Source organism: Allocoprococcus similis (assembly GCF_054660775.1).
Genome location: NZ_BAAHSG010000030.1, coordinates 1 through 24,939 on the forward strand (window position 1 = coordinate 1; position 24,939 = coordinate 24,939).

General features: G+C 42.8%; 19 protein-coding genes, 3 tRNA genes, 1 rRNA gene and 1 riboswitch. All 23 genes read right to left on the minus strand.

Annotation, left to right across the window (positions count from 1 at the left end):
• Positions 1-30 precede the first annotated feature (30 nt).
• Positions 31-2,022 (minus strand): glycoside hydrolase family 31 protein, encoded by a 1,992-nt coding sequence (locus ACYQ5K_RS11645; RefSeq protein WP_173689011.1) that lies wholly within the window; start codon positions 2,020-2,022, stop codon positions 31-33.
• Between the two features lie 11 nt (positions 2,023-2,033).
• Positions 2,034-3,707: a glycoside hydrolase family 13 protein gene (locus tag ACYQ5K_RS11650; protein ID WP_173689012.1), complete on the minus strand. Its 1,674-nt coding sequence runs from the start codon at positions 3,705-3,707 to the stop codon at positions 2,034-2,036.
• A 31-nt stretch (positions 3,708-3,738) separates the two neighbouring features.
• Entirely contained in the window at positions 3,739-4,581 is an 843-nt protein-coding gene (locus ACYQ5K_RS11655) for a carbohydrate ABC transporter permease (RefSeq protein WP_173689013.1), read from the minus strand.
• Positions 4,578-5,465 (minus strand): carbohydrate ABC transporter permease, encoded by an 888-nt coding sequence (locus tag ACYQ5K_RS11660; RefSeq protein WP_173689014.1) that lies wholly within the window; start codon positions 5,463-5,465, stop codon positions 4,578-4,580. The genes ACYQ5K_RS11655 and ACYQ5K_RS11660 overlap by 4 nt, the downstream gene beginning before the upstream one ends.
• A 16-nt stretch (positions 5,466-5,481) precedes the next feature.
• The gene (locus ACYQ5K_RS11665; protein ID WP_173689015.1) at positions 5,482-6,759 is read right to left on the minus strand and encodes an ABC transporter substrate-binding protein; all 1,278 of its coding nucleotides are present in this window, start codon (positions 6,757-6,759) and stop codon (positions 5,482-5,484) included.
• Between the two features lie 257 nt (positions 6,760-7,016).
• Entirely contained in the window at positions 7,017-8,024 is a 1,008-nt protein-coding gene (locus ACYQ5K_RS11670; RefSeq protein ID WP_195230924.1) for a LacI family DNA-binding transcriptional regulator, read from the minus strand.
• Between the two features lie 19 nt (positions 8,025-8,043).
• Entirely contained in the window at positions 8,044-9,597 is a 1,554-nt protein-coding gene (locus ACYQ5K_RS11675; RefSeq protein ID WP_459777632.1) for an ATP-binding protein, read from the minus strand.
• Positions 9,594-10,655: a metallophosphoesterase family protein gene (locus tag ACYQ5K_RS11680; protein WP_459777633.1), complete on the minus strand. Its 1,062-nt coding sequence runs from the start codon at positions 10,653-10,655 to the stop codon at positions 9,594-9,596. Before ACYQ5K_RS11680 ends, ACYQ5K_RS11675 begins: the two co-directional genes overlap by 4 nt.
• Positions 10,561-11,790, minus strand: coding sequence for a sensor histidine kinase (locus tag ACYQ5K_RS11685; protein WP_173689019.1), 1,230 nt, complete (start codon positions 11,788-11,790; stop codon positions 10,561-10,563). The genes ACYQ5K_RS11680 and ACYQ5K_RS11685 overlap by 95 nt, the downstream gene beginning before the upstream one ends.
• Positions 11,780-12,469 (minus strand): VanR-ABDEGLN family response regulator transcription factor, encoded by a 690-nt coding sequence (gene vanR, locus ACYQ5K_RS11690; RefSeq protein ID WP_195230922.1) that lies wholly within the window; start codon positions 12,467-12,469, stop codon positions 11,780-11,782. The genes ACYQ5K_RS11685 and vanR overlap by 11 nt, the downstream gene beginning before the upstream one ends.
• Before the next feature lie 157 nt (positions 12,470-12,626).
• Positions 12,627-14,018 carry an asparagine--tRNA ligase gene (gene asnS, locus ACYQ5K_RS11695; RefSeq protein ID WP_173689021.1) on the minus strand — a complete coding sequence of 464 codons (1,392 nt, stop codon included), beginning with the start codon at positions 14,016-14,018 and terminating at the stop codon, positions 12,627-12,629.
• Positions 14,019-14,514: 496 nt separating this feature from the next.
• Positions 14,515-15,393 (minus strand): NAD(P)-dependent oxidoreductase, encoded by an 879-nt coding sequence (locus ACYQ5K_RS11700; RefSeq protein ID WP_173689022.1) that lies wholly within the window; start codon positions 15,391-15,393, stop codon positions 14,515-14,517.
• 125 nt (positions 15,394-15,518) lie between these two features.
• Positions 15,519-16,763, minus strand: a complete 1,245-nt coding sequence (locus ACYQ5K_RS11705; RefSeq protein WP_173689023.1) for a 3-isopropylmalate dehydratase large subunit — start codon at positions 16,761-16,763, stop codon at positions 15,519-15,521.
• A gap of 17 nt (positions 16,764-16,780) precedes the next feature.
• Positions 16,781-17,272, minus strand: coding sequence for a LeuD/DmdB family oxidoreductase small subunit (locus tag ACYQ5K_RS11710; RefSeq protein ID WP_173689024.1), 492 nt, complete (start codon positions 17,270-17,272; stop codon positions 16,781-16,783).
• Between the two features lie 33 nt (positions 17,273-17,305).
• On the minus strand, positions 17,306-18,556 hold the full coding sequence (locus tag ACYQ5K_RS11715) for a 3-isopropylmalate dehydratase large subunit (protein WP_055157885.1): 1,251 nt from the start codon (positions 18,554-18,556) through the stop codon (positions 17,306-17,308).
• Positions 18,557-18,559: 3 nt separating this feature from the next.
• Positions 18,560-19,042, minus strand: coding sequence for a LeuD/DmdB family oxidoreductase small subunit (locus ACYQ5K_RS11720; protein WP_044998914.1), 483 nt, complete (start codon positions 19,040-19,042; stop codon positions 18,560-18,562).
• A 106-nt stretch (positions 19,043-19,148) separates the two neighbouring features.
• Positions 19,149-20,294: a beta-aspartyl-peptidase gene (gene iadA / locus ACYQ5K_RS11725; protein ID WP_173689626.1), complete on the minus strand. Its 1,146-nt coding sequence runs from the start codon at positions 20,292-20,294 to the stop codon at positions 19,149-19,151.
• A gap of 69 nt (positions 20,295-20,363) precedes the next feature.
• Complete coding sequence (locus ACYQ5K_RS11730; protein WP_459777634.1) at positions 20,364-22,295, minus strand: EAL domain-containing protein; 1,932 nt, start codon at positions 22,293-22,295, stop codon at positions 20,364-20,366.
• Positions 22,296-22,314: 19 nt separating this feature from the next.
• Positions 22,315-23,964 (minus strand): sensor domain-containing diguanylate cyclase, encoded by a 1,650-nt coding sequence (locus ACYQ5K_RS11735; RefSeq protein WP_459777635.1) that lies wholly within the window; start codon positions 23,962-23,964, stop codon positions 22,315-22,317.
• A 153-nt stretch (positions 23,965-24,117) separates the two neighbouring features.
• Positions 24,118-24,201: riboswitch (cyclic di-GMP riboswitch) on the minus strand.
• A 214-nt stretch (positions 24,202-24,415) separates the two neighbouring features.
• Positions 24,416-24,486: transfer RNA gene (locus tag ACYQ5K_RS11740), tRNA-Cys, on the minus strand.
• Between the two features lie 3 nt (positions 24,487-24,489).
• Positions 24,490-24,561, minus strand: a tRNA-Glu gene (locus ACYQ5K_RS11745).
• 58 nt (positions 24,562-24,619) lie between these two features.
• Positions 24,620-24,691: transfer RNA gene (locus tag ACYQ5K_RS11750), tRNA-Asn, on the minus strand.
• A 126-nt stretch (positions 24,692-24,817) separates the two neighbouring features.
• Positions 24,818-24,939, minus strand: a 23S ribosomal RNA gene (locus tag ACYQ5K_RS11755); the annotation flags it as partial.

Below are 24,939 nucleotides of genomic sequence, written 5' to 3' on the forward strand. Positions count from 1 at the left end.
TATTCAGGCAGTATTTTTTACTTTTAAACATTAATTTGTAAATACTCGGTAATTTTCTTTCTTATCGTAATCTTTGCGGATTCCATCATCCTCATACATGGTATAACTGCTGTTCTCATATCCAATAAGCTGCAGATGTTCGGTATCAATATCTTTCACACACTCTGCCGCTTCTGCAACCGGGATACATTTACCATTTCGAATGAAGAGCGGTACTTCATTTAGTGCCACATCTACATAATGAATACCTTTTTCAAGAATCTCTTCGGAAATGCTTCCATCCGGCAGGAACTTGATAAATTTCATTTCTTCCGGCAGATAAACATAACGTCCCCTTGCGTTCTGCTCGTAAACCGGAGCGATCATGATCTCGTTTCCGAGCATCAGCTGATCCTCTACTCGGATTGCTCTCTTGTCATCCGGATAAACGAACCCTAATGGCTTAAAATACATATCATCACTCAGCGCAGCTTTCATGTACTCGCTGTACAGATACGGCACAAGACGGTATCTGGTGTTAATGACAGCACGGAAATCCTCAATTCTTTCAAATTGATAGCATTCCTGCTCTCTGGTTCCCGTCGCCGAATGATTACGCATCAGTGGTGTAAATACACCAAGCGCAAGAAAACGAAGCAGCAATTCTCTTGTTGTATCGGCGCCAAAACCTCCAAGGTCAGCGCCTGTATACAAGAAACCACACATATTCAGAGACGGCAGCATCTTCAGGTTAAGAAGGATATGCGACCACCAGGATTTATTATCTCCGGTCCAGATTCCTCCATAACGATGCATTCCGATGTAAGAGGATCTGGAAAACATCAGAAAACGTTTTTCCGGGTCAATGCGTTCAAACGCTTCTCCTGCTGCTCTTGTCATATTGTAGCCAAAAAGATTATGTACTTTGTCATGACGGATCTTTTTGCCTTCCACATTGTGATAAAATCTTTTATAGTCTTCCGGATCATTCGCAATACTGAGCATCTTGTCCTGCATTTCCCAAGGATGGATCTTGCCTTCGGTATCCTTTGCAAACTCTCCGGCAAGTTCTTTTGCCTCTGCAAGGCCTTCGGAAGAATAAAAGATCGCAGGCTCATTCATATCATTCCAGAAACCTTCTATTCCCTGTTCGATCAGAAAACGATATTTGTCTCCGAACCATTTTCTGGCTTCCGGATTCAGCATATCCGGAAAATGGGTGTCTCCCGGCCATACAGCTGCAACAAAATCACTTCCGTCTTCTCTCTTGCAGAAATAGTTGTTTTTGACACCTTCCTCGTAAATCTCATATCCCGGCTCAACCTTGACACCGGCATCAATGATCGGAATCAGACGAATACTCTGGTCATTCATTTCCTTTACAAATTCCGGAAAATCCGGGAAATTTTCTTCACTCACTGTGAAATCTTTGAATGACTGCATATAGTCAATATCCATGTAAATCATATCGATCGGGATATGATTTTCTCGATATCCCTTTGCAACAGTACGGAAATCTTCTTTCGTCGTGTAGCCCCAGCGGCTCTGTCCGAAACCAAAGGCAAACTTCGGCGGGATATAGCTGCGCCCGATCACATGGCGGAACTGTTTTACGATATCGTAAGCATTCTCTCCTTCGATCACATAAATATCCAGATCAGCATTTTCGCAAGATACCTTGAGGGTATCCTCTCTGTCATATCCAATATCAAAGGTCAGTTTTGACGGATAATCAAAAAACAATCCAAACGTCCTCTTTCCGCTCACAACAATGAAGTTGTGGGCTCCGTACAGAGAACGCTTGTCCTCTGTGTGTACCGGATCATCTGTACAATTACTGATATAACAATATCCTCTCTTGTTGATTCCACGATTGGCTTCACCCAGACCATAGACAATATCATCTTCATCCATGATATAAGTAAAAACAAATCCTTCCTCCTGACTGACCTCTCCATATGGAAGAGGACCCTCTGTCGTTTCAATTTTTTCAGTCAGTGCTTCCGTATCAAATGGATTTCCATATCTATATTTTCTAATCATTTCTTTATCACCTAGTGTTTATAATATAATACAAATGCTTCATATGGATTCAAAATAATTTTTCCTTCAAATGCTTTTCTTCCAAGGTTTGTGATCAGACACTCTGCGCCTTTAAATTCTTCCGGCACTTCTACTTCTGCATTCTTATCACTGAAGTTGCAGACGGTCAGAAGTTTTTCCTGATCCTGTTTTCTTGTGTAAGCAAAAATCTGTTCATCCTCACGGTAAAGAGGCTCAAATTCACCATAAACAATAATGTCTTTCTCTTTGCGCAAGCGGATCAGTTTCTGATAGTAATGGAAAACAGAATCCGGATCTTCAAGCTGCTGCGCTGCATTGATCTTTTTGTAGTTCGGGTTTACTTTGATCCAAGGCTCGCCCTCTGTGAATCCGGCCTGTTCGCTGTCGTCCCACTGCATCGGAGTTCTCGCATTGTCACGGCTTCTCAGCATCAGACATTTCATCATGTGTTCCGGAGTCATAAGACCTGATTCCGTAAACTCTTCAAAGTAATTAATACTTTCAATATCACGGTAATCTTCCAGTTTGTCAAAGTAGACATTTGTCATGCCAAGCTCTTCACCCTGATATACATATGGCGTTCCCTGCATCATGTGAATACAGGTCGCCAGCATTTTTGCAGAAGTTTCTCTGTATACCGGATTGTCATTTCCAAAACGGCTGACGCTTCTCGGTTGATCATGATTACCTAAAAACAAACTGTTCCATGCCTTCCCCTGAAGTTCTTCCTGCCATTTGATCATGATATTTTTGAACTCTTTGAAGTCATATTTTGCAGTCGTCCACTTTCCATAATCTCCGCATCCACTCTCCACATGCTCGAATTGGAATACCATGTTCAATTCATTTCGGTCGTCACCCGCATATTTCTGTGCTTCTTCAATTGTAACTCCTGAGGTTTCACCAACTGTCATGATATCATATTTTGAAAGAACTTCACGATTCATTTCCTGAAGAAATTCATGGATTCTCGGTCCATGTACACAATATGGTCCAAAGTCTCCATAAAGACCGTTATTCATTTCTCCGTCCGGAAATCTCTGATCTTTGGAAATCATACTGATAACATCCATGCGGAAACCGTCAATTCCTTTTTCACACCAGAATTTCATCATGTCATAAACTTCCTGACGCACTTTTTCATTTTCCCAATTGAGATCCGGCTGTTTTTTTGAAAACAGATGCAGATAATACATCTGAGTCTGCGGATCGTATTCCCATGCAGAACCTCCGAATACTCCGCCCCAGTTATTAGGTTCTTTTCCGTTTACCGGGTCTTTCCAGATATAATAATCACGATATGGATTATCTTTTGATTTGCGGCTTTCAATAAACCAGTTATGTTCATCTGAAGTATGGTTGACTACGAGATCCATCAGAATCCTGATGGATCTTTTGTGTGCTTCACACAACAATTCTTCGTAATCCTCCATAGTTCCATATTCTTCATAAATTCTGCGGTAATCAGAAATATCGTAACCATTATCGTCCTGAGGTGATTCCAGCATCGGAGAAATCCACAACACATTTACCCCAAGTTCTTTAAGGTAATCGAGTTTCTGTATGATTCCTCTGATATCTCCCACGCCATCACCGTTACTGTCTTTAAAACTCTTGGGATATATCTGATATACTACACTTTCTTTCCACCATTTTTTCTCCATGCCAAGTCTCCTCATTTATAATTGTTTAGTATTATTTAACCGCTCCGGCAACAACACCGTTCATGATCCATTTCTGACAGAACAGATATACAACCAATACCGGAATAAGAACCAACAGATAAGAAGCAAACGCCAGGTTGTAGTCTACAGAGAATTGTTTTTTAAACACATACTGTGCAAGCTGCAAGGTCTGCTGACTCTCGTCACTTAACAGCACAAGTGGCATTGTAAAGTCATTCCATGTCCACATAAAGGAAAGAATTGCAACTGTTGCTGTAGTTGGTTTTAATATTGGAAAAATAACTTTTGTAAATATCTGAATCGGATTTGCTCCGTCAATCATTGCAGCCTCATCCAATGCTTCCGGAATAGCCTTAATAGCACCTGTGTAAAGGAATGTATTCATCGGAAGACCAAAAATAATATACAAGAATGTAATTCCGTAAATATTGTCCAGGTGGAATGTATTAGCCTGTACAACCAAAGGAAGCATAATTACCTGGAAAGGTATAAACATTGCACTGATGAAATAATAGTACATAATGGAAAAGAATTTGCTTTTTTTCCTGTTTCTTGTAATTGCATATGCTGCAAATGAGTTTGTGATCAGAGTAAAGACCAGGTTAACCACTGTAATAAATGCAGTATTAAAAAACTTTCTCGGGAAATTTGTCATTTTCCAGGCATCAACAAAATTCTGAAGTCTGAGTTTCGTCGGGAGTGCCAGAATATTATTCATGTCCGAAGGGTCTTTGATCGCAATCATCAACGCCATATACAGAGGCAGGAGAATAACCAGTACGATTCCTACGATCAGAAGAATGGTCACTGGCCAATTATAATGTTCTTTTGCTTTTACTATCTGCCTTCTCATCCTAATTTCTCCTCTCTCTTCTCAAGTATACGTAACTGGAATATAGAAATTAATACTACTACAATAAAAAGCGTAACTGCATTTGCTGACTGATAGGCGAACTGACCGCCTCCAAATCCTTTTTTATAAATCAGGACGGCAATCGATGTTGTACTGGTTCCCGGTCCTCCCTCTGTCATCGCCATGATCTGATCGTAAACCATCAGATATCCTTTGGCTGAAAGCACCATATTAATGGTAAAGGACGGTGCCAGAAGAGGAAATGTAATTTTGGTAAATCTTCGGATTCCGGTTGCGCCATCAAGGGCTGCTGCCTCATATACGTCTGTATCAATAGACTGAAGCCCTGAAATGTAGATCAATGTATTGAATGCACATCCTGTCCATACCGCAACGGCGATAATTCCCCATATTGCATGATTTGTACCAAGAATATTAGAACTTAACACCGAAATTCCAAGACTCTTTCCAAGATCCGGAATCAGATTGGCAAAAATGTAATTGAAGATAAATCCAACGATCAGGCTGCCCAGCATATAAGGCAGAAAGTAAAACGCCTTGATCGTGTTTTTGAATTTAATCTTTGCATTCAGTGCACAGGCAAGTACCAGACTGATTACGTTTACAAGGATTGTTGCAATGATCGCAAATTTGAATGTAAACAAATATGCATTCCCTGTATCGGCATCTGAAAACATATGCAGATAATTACGCAGTCCGACAAAATTCCAGTTCCCATATCCTTTCCAGTCTGTAAAACTGTACAGAACACCTCGCAGAAATGGGATCGTATGGAATACAAAAAATAATACTGCGAGGATTCCTACATAAATATAATATATTTTATTAACAGCAGGTTTTTTATGAGCTGTTTTATTTTTCATGAGATCAACTCCTCGCTTAATCTACGTTGGCAATATCATATTTTTCATCGCACTGTTTCAGGAACTGTGTTATGTTCTTCTGATTGTCCATTCCGTTAGAATAATTCAGGCACAGTTCAGAAGTAAGTGCTGAAAGATCAAATCCTGAAGGATAGTAATGATCCGGGAAGTTTGCTACTTTACCATTGGCAATATCTTCTTTGACACCTGCAACTGTTTCATTATTCTGCTCTACACCTTTGATTGCTGAAAAAGCAAACTGATCGTCAATATAAGTCTGTGCATTTTCAGGCTCCATCATAAAGGAAACAAATTCTTTTGCCATCTCTTCGTTTTCACTGCCTTCGCATACACCTAAAAGTACGTCAACACCTGATGTTACATAATTCTTCGACTCATCGTCAGATGCCGGAAGTGCGAACATATTAACATTAACGTCCGGATTAGAGTTCTTGTACTGATTGATTGCCCAGTTTCCATTGATGATCATAACTGCTTCACCATTTGCGAATTTTTTATTTCCATCATCATAAGTCAGGCCCATGAAATCGTCCTGTGCATAATCAAGAAGTGTCAGATATTTTTCTGCGATCTCTTCGTGCGTTTTTGCAAATGTTGTTTTTCCTGCTTTGCGGTCGTCTGTAAAGTTATCCGGCTGAAGATCCGGTGCTATACTGTTCCACGGGCAAAGGCTGGTCCATGCATCTTTATATGTCATAAGAAGTGGCTGCTCTCCTGCGGCTTTGATCTTGTCAAGTACAGCAATAAACTCATCCCATGTTTTCGGAACTTCAAGACCAAGTTCTTCAAACTTATCCACATTGTAGATGACACCAGATGCATTGGTTGCATATGGAATACCGTATGCTTTTTCTTCTTTGTCTTTATTTACATCGTAAACCATCTGCATGTAAGAATCCTGAATGTCTGAAACATAATCCTGGTCACTTAAATCAACCAGCATTCCTGCGCTTTCTACTTCTGTGTAGTTATTGTCACCGCCCATCATTACGATATCAGGCATATCATTCTTTGCCATTCTGGTCTTTAACACAGTGCCTGCATCTGCCGGTGCTGTAATCTTGATCGTCACATCTTCATGAGATTCATTGAATTTATCTACAAGCTGCTGAACGACTTCTTTGTTCTCTGCTTTCGTAGAAAACAATTCCAGCTCTGTTTTCCCATTTTTTGAAGAAGATTTTCCATCGGATGATCCGCATCCGGTTACGGTAGCCATACCTGCCACTAAAGTACCAACCAGTAATAAACTGACAAATTTTCTTTTTTTCATCTTTTTCCCTCCACACTGTTTTTAGTATGTCGGTTGCGCAACTCGATTAATTTTGTTAACATTTCCCCGGACACGTCTGCCCGGTTCCTTTTAGTAAGTTCATGATACCCTATTCAGCTTCGCAAAATCAATAGGTTTCTTGCGAAACTGCAAAAGGCAACAAAGTTTACTTCTTGTTTTTATACACTCTGCACAAAGACAACCAGGCCATTCCACCGGCTTGCCTGTATACATGCAAAGTCGAAAAAAAGATCCTGTCATTCCCTGACAGAATCCCTCTTCACCAGATAAACTGGATTTTTTATATTTAATTCGTCCAGTGTCTCTCCCTGGATCAATTTCATCAGACGCGTCAGCGCTACATGTGCTTTTTGCGGAACATCCTGGTGGACTGTTGTCAGCCTTGGCCGAACCATACTTGCATAGACACTGTCATCATATCCTGTAACAGAAATCTGCTCCGGAACCATGATTCCTTCGTCAAGAAAGAAATTTATCGCTTCCATCGCATTATAATCCGAGGAAAATGCAAGTGCTTTTGCTTCCAGAAAATGTGGGAGAAGTTCTCTGTATTTTCTGAGACGTAATCTTTTTTCACCCGGAATAATTATATATCGGGAACGACTGCAGAATCCACCTGGTTTTTCCATCGCCTGTTTGAATCCCATCCACCGATAGTAATCACTGTCTCTCTCCGTTTCCGCAACAAACAATGCTTTCTTATATCCACAGGAATACAGGTATTCTCCAATCTGATACCCTCCCGAATAATCATCTATACCGACATTCTGGAAGGTATAAGCGCCTTCCGGATAAGCATCGATCAGAATCATTTTTTTGTTTAATCTGCGCGAAAGATTACGATACTGCTCTTCATTGTATCCCAGGATGATCAATCCCTCTACATTCCATTTTGAGGCAATATCCACTACATTCTGAATGCTTTCACCGCCAATAAGCATAACATAATATCCATTTTCTTCCGTTTCCATCTGTATGGTTCCGATCAGTTCTCCTACAAATGGATCCTGAAGTGACTGCATACCATGTGCATAAGAAAATCCGAGTACTACACCTATAATTCTGGAACCATGACCGGAAAGCATCATGGAGCCCATATGCGGAACATAGTTCTGTTCTTTAAGAATGGCCGTGATTTTATCGATTGTTTTCTGGGAAACCCTTTTGGTTTTGCCATTTATAACATTAGATACAGTGGTACGGCTGACACCTGCCATTTCTGCAATATCCTGAAGCCGAATCATAAAATCTTCCTCCTCTTCTTTACAACATCACCTTATGATATGCGCATCCCATCTTTTCCAGCATTTCCATCTCCCGTTTCTGACAGCTGAATATAATTACCTGCCGCTTACTGTCTTTCAGCCAGCGGAGAGTCTGGATAAGTCTCCTGTCATCATAATAGCCGAATGCATCGTCCAGGATCACCGGACATTCTTCTTCGTGGAGAATTTTTGTTGCCGCCATACGGATCGCAAAATAGATCTGCTCCAGGGTTCCACGGCTTACCTGATCCATTGAGATCCTTCTTCCTTCGCTCATCAGCTGCACCTGTAGATTTTCATCCACCCACAGACGGTTATATTTTCCACCCGTGATCGCCTCCATGACCTTTGATACTTCCGCGTTCATCCGTTCGCCAGTCCGGCTCTGCATTCCCGAAGCAAGCTCTGTCAGCCTCTCCATGGCGAGCTCCAGCCCCTGCCTGCGCTTCATGCGTTCCAGATCTTCACTGTTCATCTCGTCAAATTCATCGACGCGCTCCTTCAGGTTCTCATAGAAGACTTCCTTCTCGTGATAAGACTCCTGTACTTTTGCAAGTCTGCCCTTCTGCATCTCATACGCCGCCTTCAGCGTATTTCCCTGCTCTTTGTCATCACGTATTTTTGCCTTTTTTTTCTGCTTTCCATCCTTCAGATGATTCCACACATACAGTCCTTCGGCAAGTGCTACCACGATCGCCACAAGACAGTTCCATGGTCTCGGGAACAGAACAAATATCACAATAAATGCTGCCAGCATGGAAAATGTTTCCAGCGGATGAATCCTCCACCCGTCAAAATATCCCGCAGCTTCTTCCTGTTTTCTTCTCTTTCTATCCTCTTTTTCCCACGCTTCCCATGCCCTGCGCTTTTCCTCACAGTCTGCCTTAAGCTGCTGTTTCTCCTGTTCCAGCTGATGCAGATCCCGCCAGACATAGGACGCTTCCAGCTCCGCCTTTTCTCTCTTTTCATCAATCTTCCGGCTCTGCTCTCGCTCTTCCTTTTCCAGTTCTTTTTTCCGCTCTTTTAAAATGGCAAGCGCACCTTCCAGATCGATCTCACTGTTCCCCGTCGCATAATAATTTGCCGCATAATTTTTCAGTTCTGCAGCCAGCGTATTGCCGGTCTGTACCCGTAACTGTCCGATAGAAACTGTATTTTCATAATCACTTTCCGTCATCCCGCCAAGCAGGATTTCCAGATCTCCATGCTCCAGAGACAGCTCTTCTCCATCATCCTCACAAAGCAGTATTCCGCCTTTGGAATACCGGTCAAAATTCCGCTCCAACCGAAAATGCCGTCCCCCACATTCAAAACGGAGGATTCCTGCGTAATAATTCGGATTCTCCCATGGTTCATATGTGCTGAAGGTGTCGGTCGCCGCCGCACGCCCACGCTTTCTCTCCATCCCGAAAAGCATCCCTTTCAAAAAGGTATGCAGGGTTGACTTTCCCGATTCATTTTCACCATAAATGATATTAATCCCATCAGTAAGTCCGATCCGTTTATCCGTGAACCTTCCAAAATTTTTCAGGACCAGTTCTGTTATTCTCATATCTTACTCCCCTTCGCCTCCAGCATTGCCTGTACCCCTTCAGCCAGCGCAATTGCCTCTATGCTTCCCTCTTTGGCATCTGCAAGGCTTTCTATATACTGCCCCAGTAAATTGTCTGTATTCAGCGTTTTCAGCTTCTCATAGTCATATGCAGGCTTTGTCTCATCCAGGATCTCAACAATATTTCCATAAGGATCCAGCCGTCCCGGATCGTATATGATGTCAGGATCCCGGAAGCCCCTCAGGATCATTTTATAAATATTCTGCACACCCCGCTCCTGAATGCTGCGGGCAATCTTTTCTTTCAATTCTCGCCCGGTCATATCTTTTTCCGTCTTTACTTCCATGTGCACATATTCCCTGCATGCAAACGGGACAAACTGGACCCGGGTTCTTCCTCCTTTAATCTCCCCTTTGATATAGCCGTGCTTTCCTGTGTCATTTTTGTCTGTCGGTTCCAGCGATCCGGCATAGTACATCTGGTCCTTTACCAGCTCTGCCGGGAGATGAATGTGACCAAGCGCAATATAATCATACCCCTGCTTTACCAGCTCATTTTTCCGGAACGGAATATGCTTTTCATCGCCGCCATGCACCAGAAGGATCTCGACCGGCTGTCTCTTCTGCGGTCTGACCGCATCGTACAGTGACTGCGTGATCTCCCGCTGCTCATAACTCAGTCCGTACACACAGGTTCCAATCTCTGCAAATTCCATGCATGCCGGTCTCTGCGATAAGAACATATGCACCGGACCCTGCCACGGATAATTCCGGTAATAAGATGTACTTTTCAGATAATCATGGTTGCCTGCCATCAGCACAACCTGGGTATGTGTCAGCCTGGAAAATAAATAATCCAGCTCCTTTAATTCTTTCCGGAGCGGCTGCCTGTGGAACAGGTCTCCCGCGATCAGAAGCAGATCCGTCTGCTCCTCTTCGCAGACATCTAACAGCCGTTCAAAGCTATTCCACAGTTCTTCCGGACGCTCTGTGCTGTAAGAACTTCCTGCGTCCGGCTCTGCCCCCAGATGAATGTCCGCTGTGTGTATGAATTTCATGATTTTCTACTCCTCCTTTAATTGGGAGTGTCACGATAAACCGTGTCTTTCCCTCACTGCTCTCAGCTCTGATCTGCCCCTTGTGCAGCTCAACAATTGCTTTGGCGATCGCAAGCCCAAGCCCGGCTCCCCCGGTACTGCTGGACCTTGCCGCATCCGCACGGTAAAATTTATCAAAGATCCGTTTCAGATTCTCTTCCGGGATCGTATCTCCCTCATTTTCAAAACAAATCCTGACCTGTTCTTTCTCCTTCGCCGCGCGGATCACAAGAGTACTTTTTCCCCTGCAATATGCGATGGCATTTCGAAGAATATTATCAAATACTCTGGCAAGTTTATCCGGATCTCCCTCGATCAGGATTTCCTCATCTGCCTCTACCTGACAGGTCAGTTTCTTCTCCTGCAGCACCGCATACAGTTCATCCGCAATCTGCTCCAACATCATCGTCAGATCGATTTCAACCTTTTCCAGATCGATATCCTGCAGATTGAATCTTGTGATATCAAAAAATTCCTGTAAAAGTTCTCCAAGACGGATCGCTTTTTCCAGTGAAATATGGGTATACTTCGCGCGCTCCTCCACCGACATTTCCGGGTTGGAATCCAGCATACTCAGATAAGCCACCACTGAAGTCAGCGGCGTTTTCAGATCATGTGCCAGGAAAAGCAGCATATCATTCTTCTTCTGCTCGATCTGTGCCGCCTCATCCTCCTGGCGCTTTAATGTTTCTTTGATCTCATTCAGACGATCCTCGATCGGCCGCAGCTCCGTAATCAACCGGATCGGCTGATCCGATGCGGAAATAATATTTTCAATTCCGTCCTCTACCTGTCTCAGATAGCTTGTCATCTTTGACAATGCCACATAGAAGAACAGGGAAAACAAAAGCAAAAAGCCAAGGATCATAAAGAACACCTTGTTATCCCCGATCAGCTGCCAGTACAGGCGCTTTGCTGTCTCTTCATTCATATGAAAGCTTTCCATAATACGCAAAAATCCGTTGGCAAAGCTGTCATTATATACGCCATCAATAAAATACTCCAGAATAAATCCACCTACAAGTACGGTGAGTGCCGTGACAAACACGGTCTGAAGCAGAATGCTCAGTTTTAATTTCCTGTAATTATTCTTCAATCTTATATCCCACTCCCCATACGGTCTTTATCAGATCCGATTTACCGGTCGGTTTACTGAGTTTTTCCCGCAGATGCCTGATATGTACCATCACTGTATTGTTGCTGTTCTTCAGATACTCTTCATGCCAGACCTCTTCAAATAACTTCTGGGAACTGATCACCTTTCCGCGGTTCTCACACAGGATCCACAGGATCTCAAATTCCGTCGGTGTCAGCGGAAGAGACTGCTCATTATAAATACATTCATGGGATTCTTTATTTAACAAGAGTCCTGCAAAATCAATGATATTCTCAGAATCACTTTTCTTACCATCATTGTACTGCGTGTATCTGCGCATCTGTGCTTTCACTCTCGCTACCAGCTCCAGCGGGTTGAATGGTTTCGGAATATAGTCGTCAGCCCCCATCGTAAGCCCGGTGATCTTGTCCCGGTACTCCGTCTTCGCGGTCAGCATGATCACCGGAAATGTGTATTTCTCACGGATCTTTCTCAGAATCGTGAAACCGTCAATATCCGGCAGCATTACATCCAGGATCGCCAGATCCACATTTGTCTTCTCAATACATTCCAATGCTTCCTGCCCTGTGTAAAATTTCAAAACATGGTATTCATTTTGCAGATATAATTCTACGACATCCGCAATTTCTTTTTCATCATCTACAACTAAAATGTTCATCTATTTTCCTTTCTGTATACAGAAAACGCCCTCGCTTCATTTTCCGGATTCTCTGTCCAATACTGCCTCCCAGAGTCTCCGTCAGAAAACAGCAGACCGGAAAACGCACCTTTTTGTGGCGCGTTCTCCGGTCCCCTTGATTTCTCATTCTTCTTTTTTACAGTTCGCAGTTATTCACAGTTCTTGGGAACGGAATTACGTCACGAATGTTGGACATTCCTGTAAGATACATGATGCATCTCTCGAATCCAAGTCCGAATCCTGCATGTCTTGTAGATCCGTATTTTCTCAGATCAAGATAGAATCCGTAATCTTCTTCCTTAAGTCCAAGCTCTTTCATTCTTGCAACAAGCTTATCGTAGTCATCCTCTCTCTGGCTTCCTCCGATAATCTCACCGATTCCAGGAACCAGACAGTCAACTGCTGCTACAGTCTTATTGTCATCATTCATCTTCATGTAGAAAGCTTTGATCTCCTTCGGATAATCGGTAACGAATACCGGACGTTTGTAGATTTCTTCTGTCAGATAACGTTCATGCTCTGTCTGAAGATCTGCTCCCCATGATACTTTGTATTCAAATTTGTCATTGTGCTTTTCCAGAATTTCGATCGCTTCTGTGTAAGTAACTCTTGCGAAATCGGAATTTACAACGTTGTTCAGACGGTCAATCAGACCTTTGTCTACGAAAGAGTTGAAGAAGTTCATCTCTTCCGGTGCATTCTCCATCACGTAACGGATCACATATTTCAGCATGCTCTCTGCAAGGATCATGTCGTCTTCCAGATCTGCGAATGCGATCTCCGGCTCGATCATCCAGAACTCTGCGGCATGACGTGTGGTGTTGGAATTCTCCGCACGGAATGTCGGTCCGAATGTGTAAATATCACGGAATGCCTGTGCATAAGTTTCACCGTTCAGCTGTCCGCTTACGGTAAGGTTTGTCTCTTTTCCGAAGAAATCTTTGGAGTAATCCACGCTTCCGTCTGCGTTCTTCGGTACGTTGTTCAGATCCATAGTTGTTACCTGGAACATCTCTCCTGCACCCTCACAGTCACTTCCTGTGATCAGCGGTGTGTGTACATATACAAATCCTCTCTCCTGGAAGAATTTGTGGATCGCATAAGCGGTCAGAGAACGAACTCTGAATACTGCCTGGAAGGTATTGGTTCTCGGACGGAGATGTGCGATACTTCTTAAATATTCAAAGCTGTGACGCTTTTTCTGAAGCGGGTAATCCGGTGCAGATGCGCCTTCTACTGTAACCTCTGTTGCCTGGATCTCAAATGGCTGCTTTGCCTGTGGTGTTGCAACAAGTGTTCCTTTTACAATAATTGCTGCTCCTACGTTTAATTTTGAAATTTCCCCGAAGTTCTCCATGTTGTCATGATATACCACCTGAAGCGGTTCGAAAAATGATCCGTCATTTACAACGATAAATCCGAATGCCTTGGAATCACGGATACTGCGCACCCATCCTCCTATAGTCACTTCTTTATCCAGATATTCCTCTCTGTTTCTGTATAACTCTCTTACTGTTACCAAATCCATCTGTCTTGTTCCTCCGTATTATTCTCTTATATACTTTCACATGTTCCCCAATGTGTTTTCTGTCAACGCAAATGTGGATATTGCCAGTCACTTGCGCCCCTTATTGCCGGCAACCCCTGCTGCCATTTTATACTACTGCAATATGTCCAGTATACCATTAAAATACTACAGTTGCAACGCCGTAACGTGCATCTGAGTTGTTAAGAACATATTTCGTTACTGTTCACCTCATTATACACCTGTACCAATTCCTTAATCTATAGTTCATTTTTCCTTAAGAAATTTTCTTTTTCTTTTATGATATGGACATATTTTGAACACAATTTATCTGTATACTAAGAGTCAGATAGTTGATAAACAACTATCTCCCCCCTCATAAAGTAAGCGCAATCGGGTAACACCGATTGCCGCACTTTACTCTCATTCCTTTAGAAATTAAATAAAAAGCACAGGAAAACCCGCTGGTCGAAAGATCAGCGGGTTTTCTCGTTATATTCTATTCTTCTACATCCTGCACATCATAATACTTGATCAGTGCCTGTGTTCCAAGATCTCCAAGCCCTTCCTGTGCCAGTTCTTCATAATTTGACAATACCAGGCTAAGCACCTCAAGGCTCAGTCCACTCATATTCGCCTCAGTCAGCGCAAGCTTCATATCCTTGATGAAATGCTTCATAAAGAATCCCGGCGCATAATCTCCGGCAATGATCTTCGGTCCGAATGCGTCCAGCTGTTTGCTTCCTGCTGCCCCGGTAGAAACAGAATTAAAAAGCACATTTAAGTCCAGCCCCTTCGCCTGTGCATAAGAAAATGCCTCGCATACTCCGCTTAAAGCTCCGGCGATCATGATCTGGTTTGCAAGCTTTGCATGCTGTCCGCATCCGGCTTTTCCCTGATAATTGATATTCGTTCCCATCGCCTTAAAAAGCTCCATACAAGTCTCATAATCTTCCTTCTCTCCACCGACAAGAATAGAAAGCGTACCTGCCTTCGCTCCGGTATCTCCGCCCGTTACAGGCGCATCCAGTACATGAAATCCTTTTTCTGTACCTTCTTTGGAAATCTTCTCCGCAAGCATAGGACTCGTAGTCGTCATATCGATCAGATAGGTTCCCGGATCTGCATTTTCCAGAATACCGCCTTCATCAAAATAGACCTCTTCCACATCTCTCGGAAAACCAACAATAGTGATCACAGCATCGCATCCCGGTACACATTCCCTGATGGACTCATGGAATATTGCGCCCTCACTGATCACATCTTCAACTTTTGATCTGGTTCTTGCATAGATATGCAGCTCATACCCTGCTTTCATAAGGTTGCGCACCATAGATTTCCCCATGATGCCAACGCCGATAAATCCTATTTTCTTCATACCGTACTCCATTCTGCCGTACCCACTCACGGCACAATTTTCTTTCCAGTGATATATTCCAGATAATCTGTCTCACGCCGCACAGATCTTTTCTCCGTCTGCGCATTCCCGGCGTCACGCAAAATCTACTCCGGACTTACAATCTTTCCGGCCACCGCGCAGCTTGCCGCTGTTCTCGGAGACGCCAGATAAATCTCAACCTTAGATGTTCCCATACGTCCGAGGAAGTTACGATTGTTGGTTGCAACCACGCGCTCGCCGTCTGACAGGATTCCTCCGGTACGTCCACAGCAAAGTCCACATCCCGGATGAGTGATGATCGCACCAGCTTCAGATAAAGTCTTCAGGATTCCCATATCTGCTGCCTGTTTGTAGATCTTGCGGCTTGCCGGAGTTACGATCAGTTTTACAAAGTCAGCAACCTTCTTGCCTTCCAGCACTTCTGCTGCTGCCTGAAGATCTTCCAGACGTCCGTTTGTACAGGAACCGATAAATACCTGATCGATCTCCGTTCCTTCCAGCTCTGATACATTTCTGATCTTATCAACCTGGGATGGACAAGCCATAACCGGTACAAAATCCTCTGCCTTGTAAGTGATCGTTCTCATATAGGTAGCATCCGGATCACCAACCAGGCTCTTCTGATAATCATTTAATTCAATTTCGCAATACTCAGCGGTCTTCTCATCTGGTGTGAAAAGTGCACATTTTGCCCCCGCTTCGATTGCCATATTTGCCATTGTCATACGACTTGCAACTGTCATATTTTCAATGGTGCTTCCGGCAAATTCCAGTGCTCTGTAAGTTGCACCGTCTGCTCTTAAGTCACCGATCAGACGTAAGATGATATCCTTTGACATGACATTTTCCGGAAGTTCACCATCGATCACAACTTTGATCGTCTCCGGCACCTTGATCCACATCGTTCCGGTTCCAAGGATACTTGCCATCTCGGTATAACCGATACCGGATGAAAATGCTCCAACACAACCATAGGTTGTGGTATGGCTGTCGGTTCCAAATGCAATATCGCCTGGTTTAACGTAACCAGCTTCTGTCATAAGCTGATGACAGATTCCATCACTTCTGTGTACGTGTGTCAGTCCGTATTTTTCTGCAAATGCATCTCCTGTACGGAAATGTCTGGTATCGTCCTGCTGACTTGCCGGTACCAGATGGTCGTAGATCAGAACAACCTTGTCCGGATCATGCAACTTTGTAAATCCCATTTCTTCAAATTTGTCTGCTACAAACGGGATGAAAATATCGTGGATCATCACGCGGTCTACATTGACCGTCACAATGTCTCCCGGCTTTACAGCCTTTCCTGTATTATGTCTGATAATTTTTTCAATAATCGTCTCGCCCATTTTCTTCTCCTTTCCGGTTAATCCAGTCCATTCAGCTTGCGCATGGCTTTTACCAGACCGCCAGCCTGAATAATGCTCATCAGATTCTCCGGCAGAGAAGCAATCGGGTACTCCTTGCCATTATAATCAACATGCTCATTCATCACGACAGTAACCTCGTCTCCCTCTTTCATGTCGTCATAGAGATCCGGCTGTTCGATCAGAAGAAGTCCGTTGTTGATCGAGTTACGGAAAAAGATTCTTGCAAATGATTTGGCAATGACGCACTGTACGCCCATTGCTTTAATGATCTCCGGTGCCTGTTCTCTTGAAGAACCGCAGCCAAAGTTCTTTCCAGCCACGATGATATCCCCCTTCTGGATCTGTCCGGCAAGTTCCGGGCGAAGAGGAGAAAAGCCATACTGCTTCATATCATCGATTGTCTTGAGTGCAAGGTATTCAGTCGGAATGATGATATCGGTATCAATGTCATCTCCGAGAACCCATACACGTCCTGTAAATTTATCCATTTTATGTCACCTCGTCAAACGTAATTTCGTCTCTTACACATCACTTGCCAGTGCGATTTCTCCGGCAATGGCAGATGCTGTAACGGTTGCAGCCGATCCAAGATATACCTTGGAGCTCGGATGTCCTGCACGTCCCTTAAAGTTACGGGTTCCGGTACTGATCAGAACTTCATTTTCACCGATTACGCCCTGACAGCTTCCCCAGCATACACTGCAGTTTGGGTTCATGACGATCGCACCTGCATCCATGAAGATGTCGATCAGTCCCTCTTCCAGAGCCTGTCTGTAAATAGTCTGACTTGCCGGAACAACAAGGAATCTTACTTTTTCAGATACTTTCTTTCCTTTGATAACCTGTGCACCTACACGGAGATCTTCGATACGTCCGTTGTTGCAGGATCCAAGGAATGCCTCATCAATCTTGATACCGCGCACGTCTTTTGCCGGCGCAAGATTGTCTACAAAATCCGGTTTTGCAACAACCGGCTCTACCTTGGATAAATCAAATGTATATTCTCTTACATAGTGCGCATCCGGATCGCTGTGATATACAGCCTTTGGCTCGCGTCCATGCTCTTTTAAATATTCCATTGCCACATCATCAACTTCAAAAATACCGGTCTTTGCACCGGCTTCTACTGCCATATTGCAAAGTGCGATACGGTCGCTGATGGTCAGAGTCTTTGCGCCTTCTCCGGTAAATTCCATCACCTGATAGTTACATCCGTTGGCTCCGACTTCCCCGATGATGGTGAGGATCAGATCTCTCGCATATACACCTTCCGGCAGCTTCCCAACCAGGTTGAATTTCACAGTCTCCGGTACCATTACCCAGGAAGTTCCTGTTACCATACCGTAAAGGAAGTCCGTACATCCAACACCGGTTCCGAATGCCCCAAGTGCACCGTAAGAACAGGTATGGCTGTCTGCACCAAAGATCAGTTCTCCCGGGCGAACATAGTTTTCCATCATGATCTGATGGCATACCCCTTTTCCTTCCCAGAAATCAATGTGGTTTGCCTTTGCAAAATCACGCATCTTCTTCTGGGATGCTGCTGTCTTCGGACAGTCAGACGGTACGTTATGGTCTACGATAAATACCAGCTTGCCTGTATCTGCAATATGTGGATTTTTTAATTTATTATTATACATATCAACGGTCAGATGTGTAGTTCCGTCATTACTCATCAGACGATCCAGTTCTACTGTATGGATGTCACCCGGCTTTACGCTTTCCACACCGGCTGCCGCTGCAATGATCTTTTCAGCAATTGTCATTCCCATCGTCTATTCCTCCTCACGGTTCAGAGACGCAATAAGTCCGCCCTGATTCAAAATATTCTGCATATATTCCGGCAGTTTTGTGCAGGAATAAACCTTTCCATTTGCCTCGGCAGTTCCTTCCAGCATATGAAGCTCCATCTGATCTCCGGTCTTTACTTCATCCGGAAGGTCTTTACAGACGATAGCAGGAAGTCCGATATTGATCGCATTTCTATAAAAAATTCTTGCAAATGATTTTGCGATTACAGCTTTTACGCCTAACGCTTTTAACACACCCGGAGCCTGCTCTCTGGAAGATCCGCATCCAAAGTTCTCTCCTCCGACTACGAAATCTCCCGGTTTTACCTTCTGCGCAAAATCCGGATCCAGAGATTCAAATGCATGGCTCTTCATCTCCTCAAGATTCGGCAGCAACAGATACTGGGATGCGATGATCTGGTCTGTATCCAGATCGTTATGAAATTTAAAAATAGTCCCTTTTTCCATAAAGCATATTCCTTTCTGTATACACATGATTCCTTTATTTTAAGGCTTTTCCGGCATTTCCGCAAGGGAATATTTTAACAGGCTAACGTTGTACTTTATTCAATTCCTATTTTTCATAGGTTCCCTTGCAAATGATTTTTTCTTTTTGCATAAAGATTTTTCCACCTGCAATATAACTGTCAAGCTTCAGGTCATTGTCCCACAAAAGCAGATCTGCATCGGCTCCTTTTTGTATTGTCCCTTTCTTACCCTGCAATCCCAGTGCCTCCGCTACATGTGATGTCATATATGGAAGTGCATCTTCCAGCTTCATATCAAGCTCATGTACCATATACAGAAGTTCTTCCCGCAGCGCATCTACTGAGGAAACACCGATTTCCAACAAACTTCCGTCTTCTCTGTATTTTGACCAGCTTCCGTGTCCGTCGGAGCTGATGGTAATATGCTCTGTCGGGATTCCCTTTTCTTTTGCTTCTAAAATGCATCCGCCCGGACAAAAGTCCTCACTGATGCCACAGGTGAGATCGATGTATCCACCCTTTTCAAGCAACTGATACCCCTCTTCCAGAAGACCTTTTTTGCGGTTCACATGAGTCGGACGGAAAATCTTGATCGGAATCATACTCTTTTCCAAAGCTTCAAACACCGGCGACAATCCAGCATCTGCATCTCCCATATGCAGCACCACGATTCCAGGTTTTCCGCTTAACATACCTGCCGTTCTGGTCTTGCTCGCAAGCTGGATCAATTCACTTTCCGTCACATTCGGTGCCCGATGATCTGAAATGGCAAGTTTCACGCCAAGTACTTTTTCAACAAACATAATATCCCGATCTACCTCTCCGGTAATAGTCGGACTTGGATATCCATATGCACCGGTAAGCATATACGCACTTACCCCTTCTTCGCATAAAGCCTGTACTTTTGCGTAAAGATTTTCGACACTCCTTGTAAGTCCGTCCGTTCCAAGAAGTCCTACAACCGTTGTAATTCCGCCTTTTACCAGTTCTGACAGCTGAAGTTCCGGTGTACGGGTATGAAAGCTTCCTTCCCCACCACCTCCGGTAACATGAACATGCTGATCAATAAACCCCGGTGTAAGAATTCTTTCCTCTGCATCAATAACTTCACATGCGATTGGAAAATCCTCGATCTTATCTTCAATACATTCAATTTTTCCCCCACATACTAAAAGATCCTTTTTTCCAACATACTCCGGTGCATAAACTTTTGCATTTTTAATAAGTAACATTTTCTTTTCTCCTCTTTATGACATTCTTTTATTTTCATACATTAATTTGTCTGCCTGATGAATTGCCTCTTAATTTTCCCTTTCTATATTATCCTGCTTCTTCAGCAATGCCAAAAGCTCTTTTTCAGGAAGTGGCCTAGAAAAATAATAGCCTTGGATCATATCGACTCCCCAGCTGCTGATCTGTTCCATTTCTTCCTGTGTTTCCACCCCTGCGGAAACAATATGATAATTCATTTTATGAAATGTTTCTACAACACTTTCATAGAAAATTGCCCGTTTCTCATCCCTGCAGATATCAAAAAGCAGAGATCTGTCAACCTTGATCACAGAAAACGGAAGCCTCATTACCGTATTCAGATTCGCATATCCGGAACCAAAATCATCCAGGCAAAAACTAATGCCAGCGGCCGTAAATTCCTCCGCAACTCTTCTTAGACCCGCATTGCATTCAGTCGCAACCGTTTCCGTGATTTCAAACTGTATCCAGTTATGTGGAATCTTATAAGCATCCATAATCCGGATAAAATGTCTGCTACAGTCATTTCTCATCAGATCCAGAGAAGACAGGTTCACTTTTACATTCAGAAGATGTTTCATCAGGTATCGGTTTTCTCCTAAAAATCTGCAGACACGACTAAACTGTAGATCTGTGATCTGTTCGATCATATGATTTTTTTCTGCAATCTGAATAAATACATCTGGTGCGATCCATCCAAGCTCCGGATGCTGAAGGCGACTTAGTGCTTCCAGTGTGATAAAGCATTTTTTCCTTGTAGAGTAAACCGGCTGATAGTATATCTCGAACAGATCCTCTGTAATCGCCTTATGCAAATACTGTTCTACCCGTTTATTATAAAGGAAACCATTCATCGTCTGATGATCATCCTGTATCACCTCTGTCAGACCACTTTTCGCAGATAAGGCTTCCAGATATTCAGCATACTCTAGAATAAGCCCGCTGTCTCCAAGTTTCTGCGCATTCATGATCCCGCTTATGATCACAGGCACCGTAATAGTTTTATTGTTGACATTCAGCTTACTGTTTCCATCAAACAATCTCTTCAGCTGCGTAAGATAATATTCATATTCTTCAAGTGAACCGGTAAGTATCATAAAACGCTTTCCCGTTGTACGAAATGCTGTTTTCCCGCATATCTCACCAAGTTTTCTTGCTGCCAGCTTTAAGATTGAATTACCGCCCTGTACCCCTGCGATTTTATTAATGTGCTTTAATTGATAAAGATACACCGTAATAATGTGAAATGATTTTCCCGCACTGATCAGCTCATTGCTTTTTCTGACCAGATACAGATGATTGTATAATCCGGTAAGTGTATCGATATTTGCATGAGGATTGTTAATCGTAATAAATAGTGCCAGAATTCCCAGACTCATACCAAACCCTGTTGTAAGAAGCGGATGATATAAAAGCTGGATCACCACTCCCGTACCGGATATCAACAGGATTTCCAGCAGGATCTTCACTTTTCGATACCCCAGCTTTTTCCGCCATATGACAATAAGAATCAAGGCTGCAGCCATATGACAGAGTGCACTGTAATACATCAGCATATACCATGGACCTTTCATATAGCCTGCCGGTATATCAAAATAAAACAGCTTTTCTGTGAACGGGTTTGTCAGAATCATCCCCATCAGAATGAATGTCGGCACACCTGATAAAACCATCTTTTTTGCCGAAATGATCTTATTATCATGTAATGTCTGAATATAACAGATCACAGTAAACGGCAGCAATGCCTGAAGCAGATAAAAGATCGTTGTTGCAAGCATTGCAGCAATTTCACAATTACTATTTGGAAAAGAAATATAATAATTACTGGCAAGTTCCGCAACCACATCTAAAATACCGATGATGGCAAAGAAAAGGAATACCTGATTATTCAGATCCTCTGCTCTTTTCTGTCCCAGAAAATGCCATAAAACCAGCAACAATATAACCATTGCCGCAATAAGAAAATCCATATTATAAGTCATATTTATCCTCCGCCGGTTTTTATTTATTTGAGTAAAGCATATCGTCTGCCTGCTGTTTCCAGTCACTGAGCGAAAGAAGACTACCATTCTTTTTTCTCAGATAACTATACCCGAACTTCAGCCGCACAGGCTGTCTGTTTCCACATTCTTCTTCCATCTCTTCTTTTATAAAATGCTCCCATTCTTCCGGTGTCTTTTGCGGATTTCTTACGATAATCACAAACTCATCACCTTCAACACGAAAACTTACTGCCTGCTGTTCCAGAACACTCCTTTCTGCACTCTGGATGCTTCTTGCCGTTCGGATAACCGTTTCATCACCCATCTGTCTTCCAGACATATCATTAATCTTCTTCAGTTCTGCAATTTTCACAAACAACAATAATACATTTTCAAGTAAAATCGCACCCTCCTGGATCTCTTCAAGATACATCTCAAATGATTTCCGGTTTTTCATATCTGTCATCCGGTCTTCCAAGGACATTCTCCTATAAACCTCCTGTTCCAGGCAAAACTGAATGTTGTTGGATACTTTACAAAGCAATCCCCAAAACAAAACAGCAATATAAAGAAGAATGCCAAACTGGAAAATAGCTTCATACCAGTAAATGGATAATACCCAGTACAGTACCAGTGCGATTACACCGCTTATCCCTAATACACCAAATGCCTTTAGACAGAGATTTACTTCCTTCTCCTGCGTTTTCCGATACTCTTTCCACAAAAGAAGAATCATAGACACAACCCCCGTAAATAATAAGAGATGTGTGATAAATAACATGTCTATAAAAGGAATCCTAAACAGAAAATATAAGAATCCCTGTAAAACAGCATTTGCATAAAGAAGAAAAATCCAGACCTGCGGTATCCATCTTACACTTTCACTCACTGTATTTTGTACAAATAACAGCATGGGAACAGGCATCGTCATAAACGCATAAAAGGATATCAGTGTCCCTGCCGCGTTCTGACTTCCATACATCTGATAAATCCCTGAATCCAAAATGCACCACAGACTGCATAGAATCAAAAACAGTGCTACATTTAAAAATCTCTTTTCTACAATTTGCCTGTGTCTGGTATATAAAAAGACAATCACCGAGACGATACCGAGACCAGTCATTCCCAAAATCACCAGTATTGAAAAAATCGCTCCTAGCAGATGCTGCCTGATAACAGAGCAAAAATCTCCCACCATCGGTGCCTGCACATATAATTCGCTATTCTTTTTTCCTATATAGCTGATGGATAACACTTCCTGCCCGATTTCCTCCGGCAAAGAAATATCTGCCCAGATTTTTCCTTTCATCTGCCTGTTTTTTTCAAATCTGTTATCCTTATATTGATAGAGAAGCCGGTCTCCCATGCAGACTTCCAGCTGATCCTGAATTCCTCGGATCGACAAGATTTTTCCCTTATCAGCCTCTGATAACGCATCATTGTAAAGAACGATCTTCCCCTCTTCATCCGCCGTAACAAAGCATGGCAATTTGAGTTCCGTCTTTTTCCCATCCTTCAACTGATACCATCCATTACTAAAGGTGTACAACTCGCCTCTTTCCGACTTCATGCCCGGCTGATACAGTATTCTGACAAAAATAAGCAACAATGTCACAATGAGCAAAATACAGAATGCTTCAATTTTTTTCCATTTCTTTCCCTTTTCCATTTCCTTCCCTCATCTCCTATGCATTCTGCCGGAAGCTTTTCTAGATAGAAAATGTAATTTCCTATGCAAAAAAGTCACCTGCGTTATACAGGTGACTAAAATTTAAGCCGAATAACTTTTTTTACTTACTCTATTAACCTATCCGCATCTTCTTATTGCAACCGGCTGACATAGCGTACTGCCTTAGTCCCTTTGGCTTTGCGTCACAGTTTTTCAACAGCTTTGCCCCTATAAACATAATTCAAGTATAGCATATTCAAGATGACGAAACAATATTTTAATTGTTATAATAATCTATAGTTTTACACATAAACATAATGAGCAGGTATTGGAAATTCCGGATACTTTTTCAACTCTTTTTAAGTTTTTTCACATACCGCATTTTTATATATGGTATATTATATTTGTATACTAAAAAATCTGGAAACAAATGTTTCCAGATTTCTCCTAGAGGCGCCAACCAGATTTGAACTGGTGATAGAGGTGTTGCAGACCTTTGCCTTACCACTTGGCTATGGCGCCAGATGACTCCGACGGGAATCGAACCCGTGTTACCGCCGTGAAAGGGCGATGTCTTAACCGCTTGACCACGGAGCCAAATATTGATTTTTTTCAAAATTAAAATCTGCAAGTAATTGGCTGACAGATTTTAGAACTCCCCGAGTTGGGTTCGAACCAACGACCCTTCGGTTAACAGCCGAATGCTCTACCGCTGAGCTATCGAGGACTACTTTTATTATTATAAACACTTTACATATATTTTGCAAGTGTTTTTTCATTTTTTATGTACTTTGAAAACTACATACAAACTTAAATCTTTACTCCATCCGTTTCTTTACCCTGTCCTACCTTCTTGGTTATGCCCTCGACCGATTAGTAACAGTCAGCTCCATGCATTACTGCACTTCCACCTCTGCCCTATCTACCTTGTCGTCTTCAAGGGGTCTTACTACTTACGTAGGGATATCTCATCTT

Excerpts from the sequence above, each read along its gene's own strand:
- ACYQ5K_RS11645 (WP_173689011.1), bottom strand. The coding sequence starts at position 2,022 with ATGATTAGAAAATATAGATATGGAAATCCATTTGATACGGAAGCACTG.
- ACYQ5K_RS11650 (WP_173689012.1), bottom strand. The coding sequence starts at position 3,707 with ATGGAGAAAAAATGGTGGAAAGAAAGTGTAGTATATCAGATATATCCC.
- ACYQ5K_RS11655 (WP_173689013.1), bottom strand. The coding sequence starts at position 4,581 with ATGAGAAGGCAGATAGTAAAAGCAAAAGAACATTATAATTGGCCAGTG.
- ACYQ5K_RS11660 (WP_173689014.1), bottom strand. The coding sequence starts at position 5,465 with ATGAAAAATAAAACAGCTCATAAAAAACCTGCTGTTAATAAAATATAT.
- ACYQ5K_RS11665 (WP_173689015.1), bottom strand. The coding sequence starts at position 6,759 with ATGAAAAAAAGAAAATTTGTCAGTTTATTACTGGTTGGTACTTTAGTG.
- ACYQ5K_RS11670 (WP_195230924.1), bottom strand. The coding sequence starts at position 8,024 with ATGATTCGGCTTCAGGATATTGCAGAAATGGCAGGTGTCAGCCGTACC.
- ACYQ5K_RS11675 (WP_459777632.1), bottom strand. The coding sequence starts at position 9,597 with ATGAGAATAACAGAACTGGTCCTGAAAAATTTTGGAAGGTTCACGGAT.
- ACYQ5K_RS11680 (WP_459777633.1), bottom strand. The coding sequence starts at position 10,655 with ATGAAATTCATACACACAGCGGACATTCATCTGGGGGCAGAGCCGGAC.
- vanR (WP_195230922.1), bottom strand. The coding sequence starts at position 12,469 with ATGAACATTTTAGTTGTAGATGATGAAAAAGAAATTGCGGATGTCGTA.
- asnS (WP_173689021.1), bottom strand. The coding sequence starts at position 14,018 with ATGGATTTGGTAACAGTAAGAGAGTTATACAGAAACAGAGAGGAATAT.
- ACYQ5K_RS11700 (WP_173689022.1), bottom strand. The coding sequence starts at position 15,393 with ATGAAGAAAATAGGATTTATCGGCGTTGGCATCATGGGGAAATCTATG.
- ACYQ5K_RS11705 (WP_173689023.1), bottom strand. The coding sequence starts at position 16,763 with ATGGGCGAGACGATTATTGAAAAAATTATCAGACATAATACAGGAAAG.
- ACYQ5K_RS11710 (WP_173689024.1), bottom strand. The coding sequence starts at position 17,272 with ATGGATAAATTTACAGGACGTGTATGGGTTCTCGGAGATGACATTGAT.
- ACYQ5K_RS11715 (WP_055157885.1), bottom strand. The coding sequence starts at position 18,556 with ATGGGAATGACAATTGCTGAAAAGATCATTGCAGCGGCAGCCGGTGTG.
- ACYQ5K_RS11720 (WP_044998914.1), bottom strand. The coding sequence starts at position 19,042 with ATGGAAAAAGGGACTATTTTTAAATTTCATAACGATCTGGATACAGAC.
- iadA (WP_173689626.1), bottom strand. The coding sequence starts at position 20,294 with ATGTTACTTATTAAAAATGCAAAAGTTTATGCACCGGAGTATGTTGGA.
- ACYQ5K_RS11730 (WP_459777634.1), bottom strand. The coding sequence starts at position 22,295 with ATGACTTATAATATGGATTTTCTTATTGCGGCAATGGTTATATTGTTG.
- ACYQ5K_RS11735 (WP_459777635.1), bottom strand. The coding sequence starts at position 23,964 with ATGGAAAAGGGAAAGAAATGGAAAAAAATTGAAGCATTCTGTATTTTG.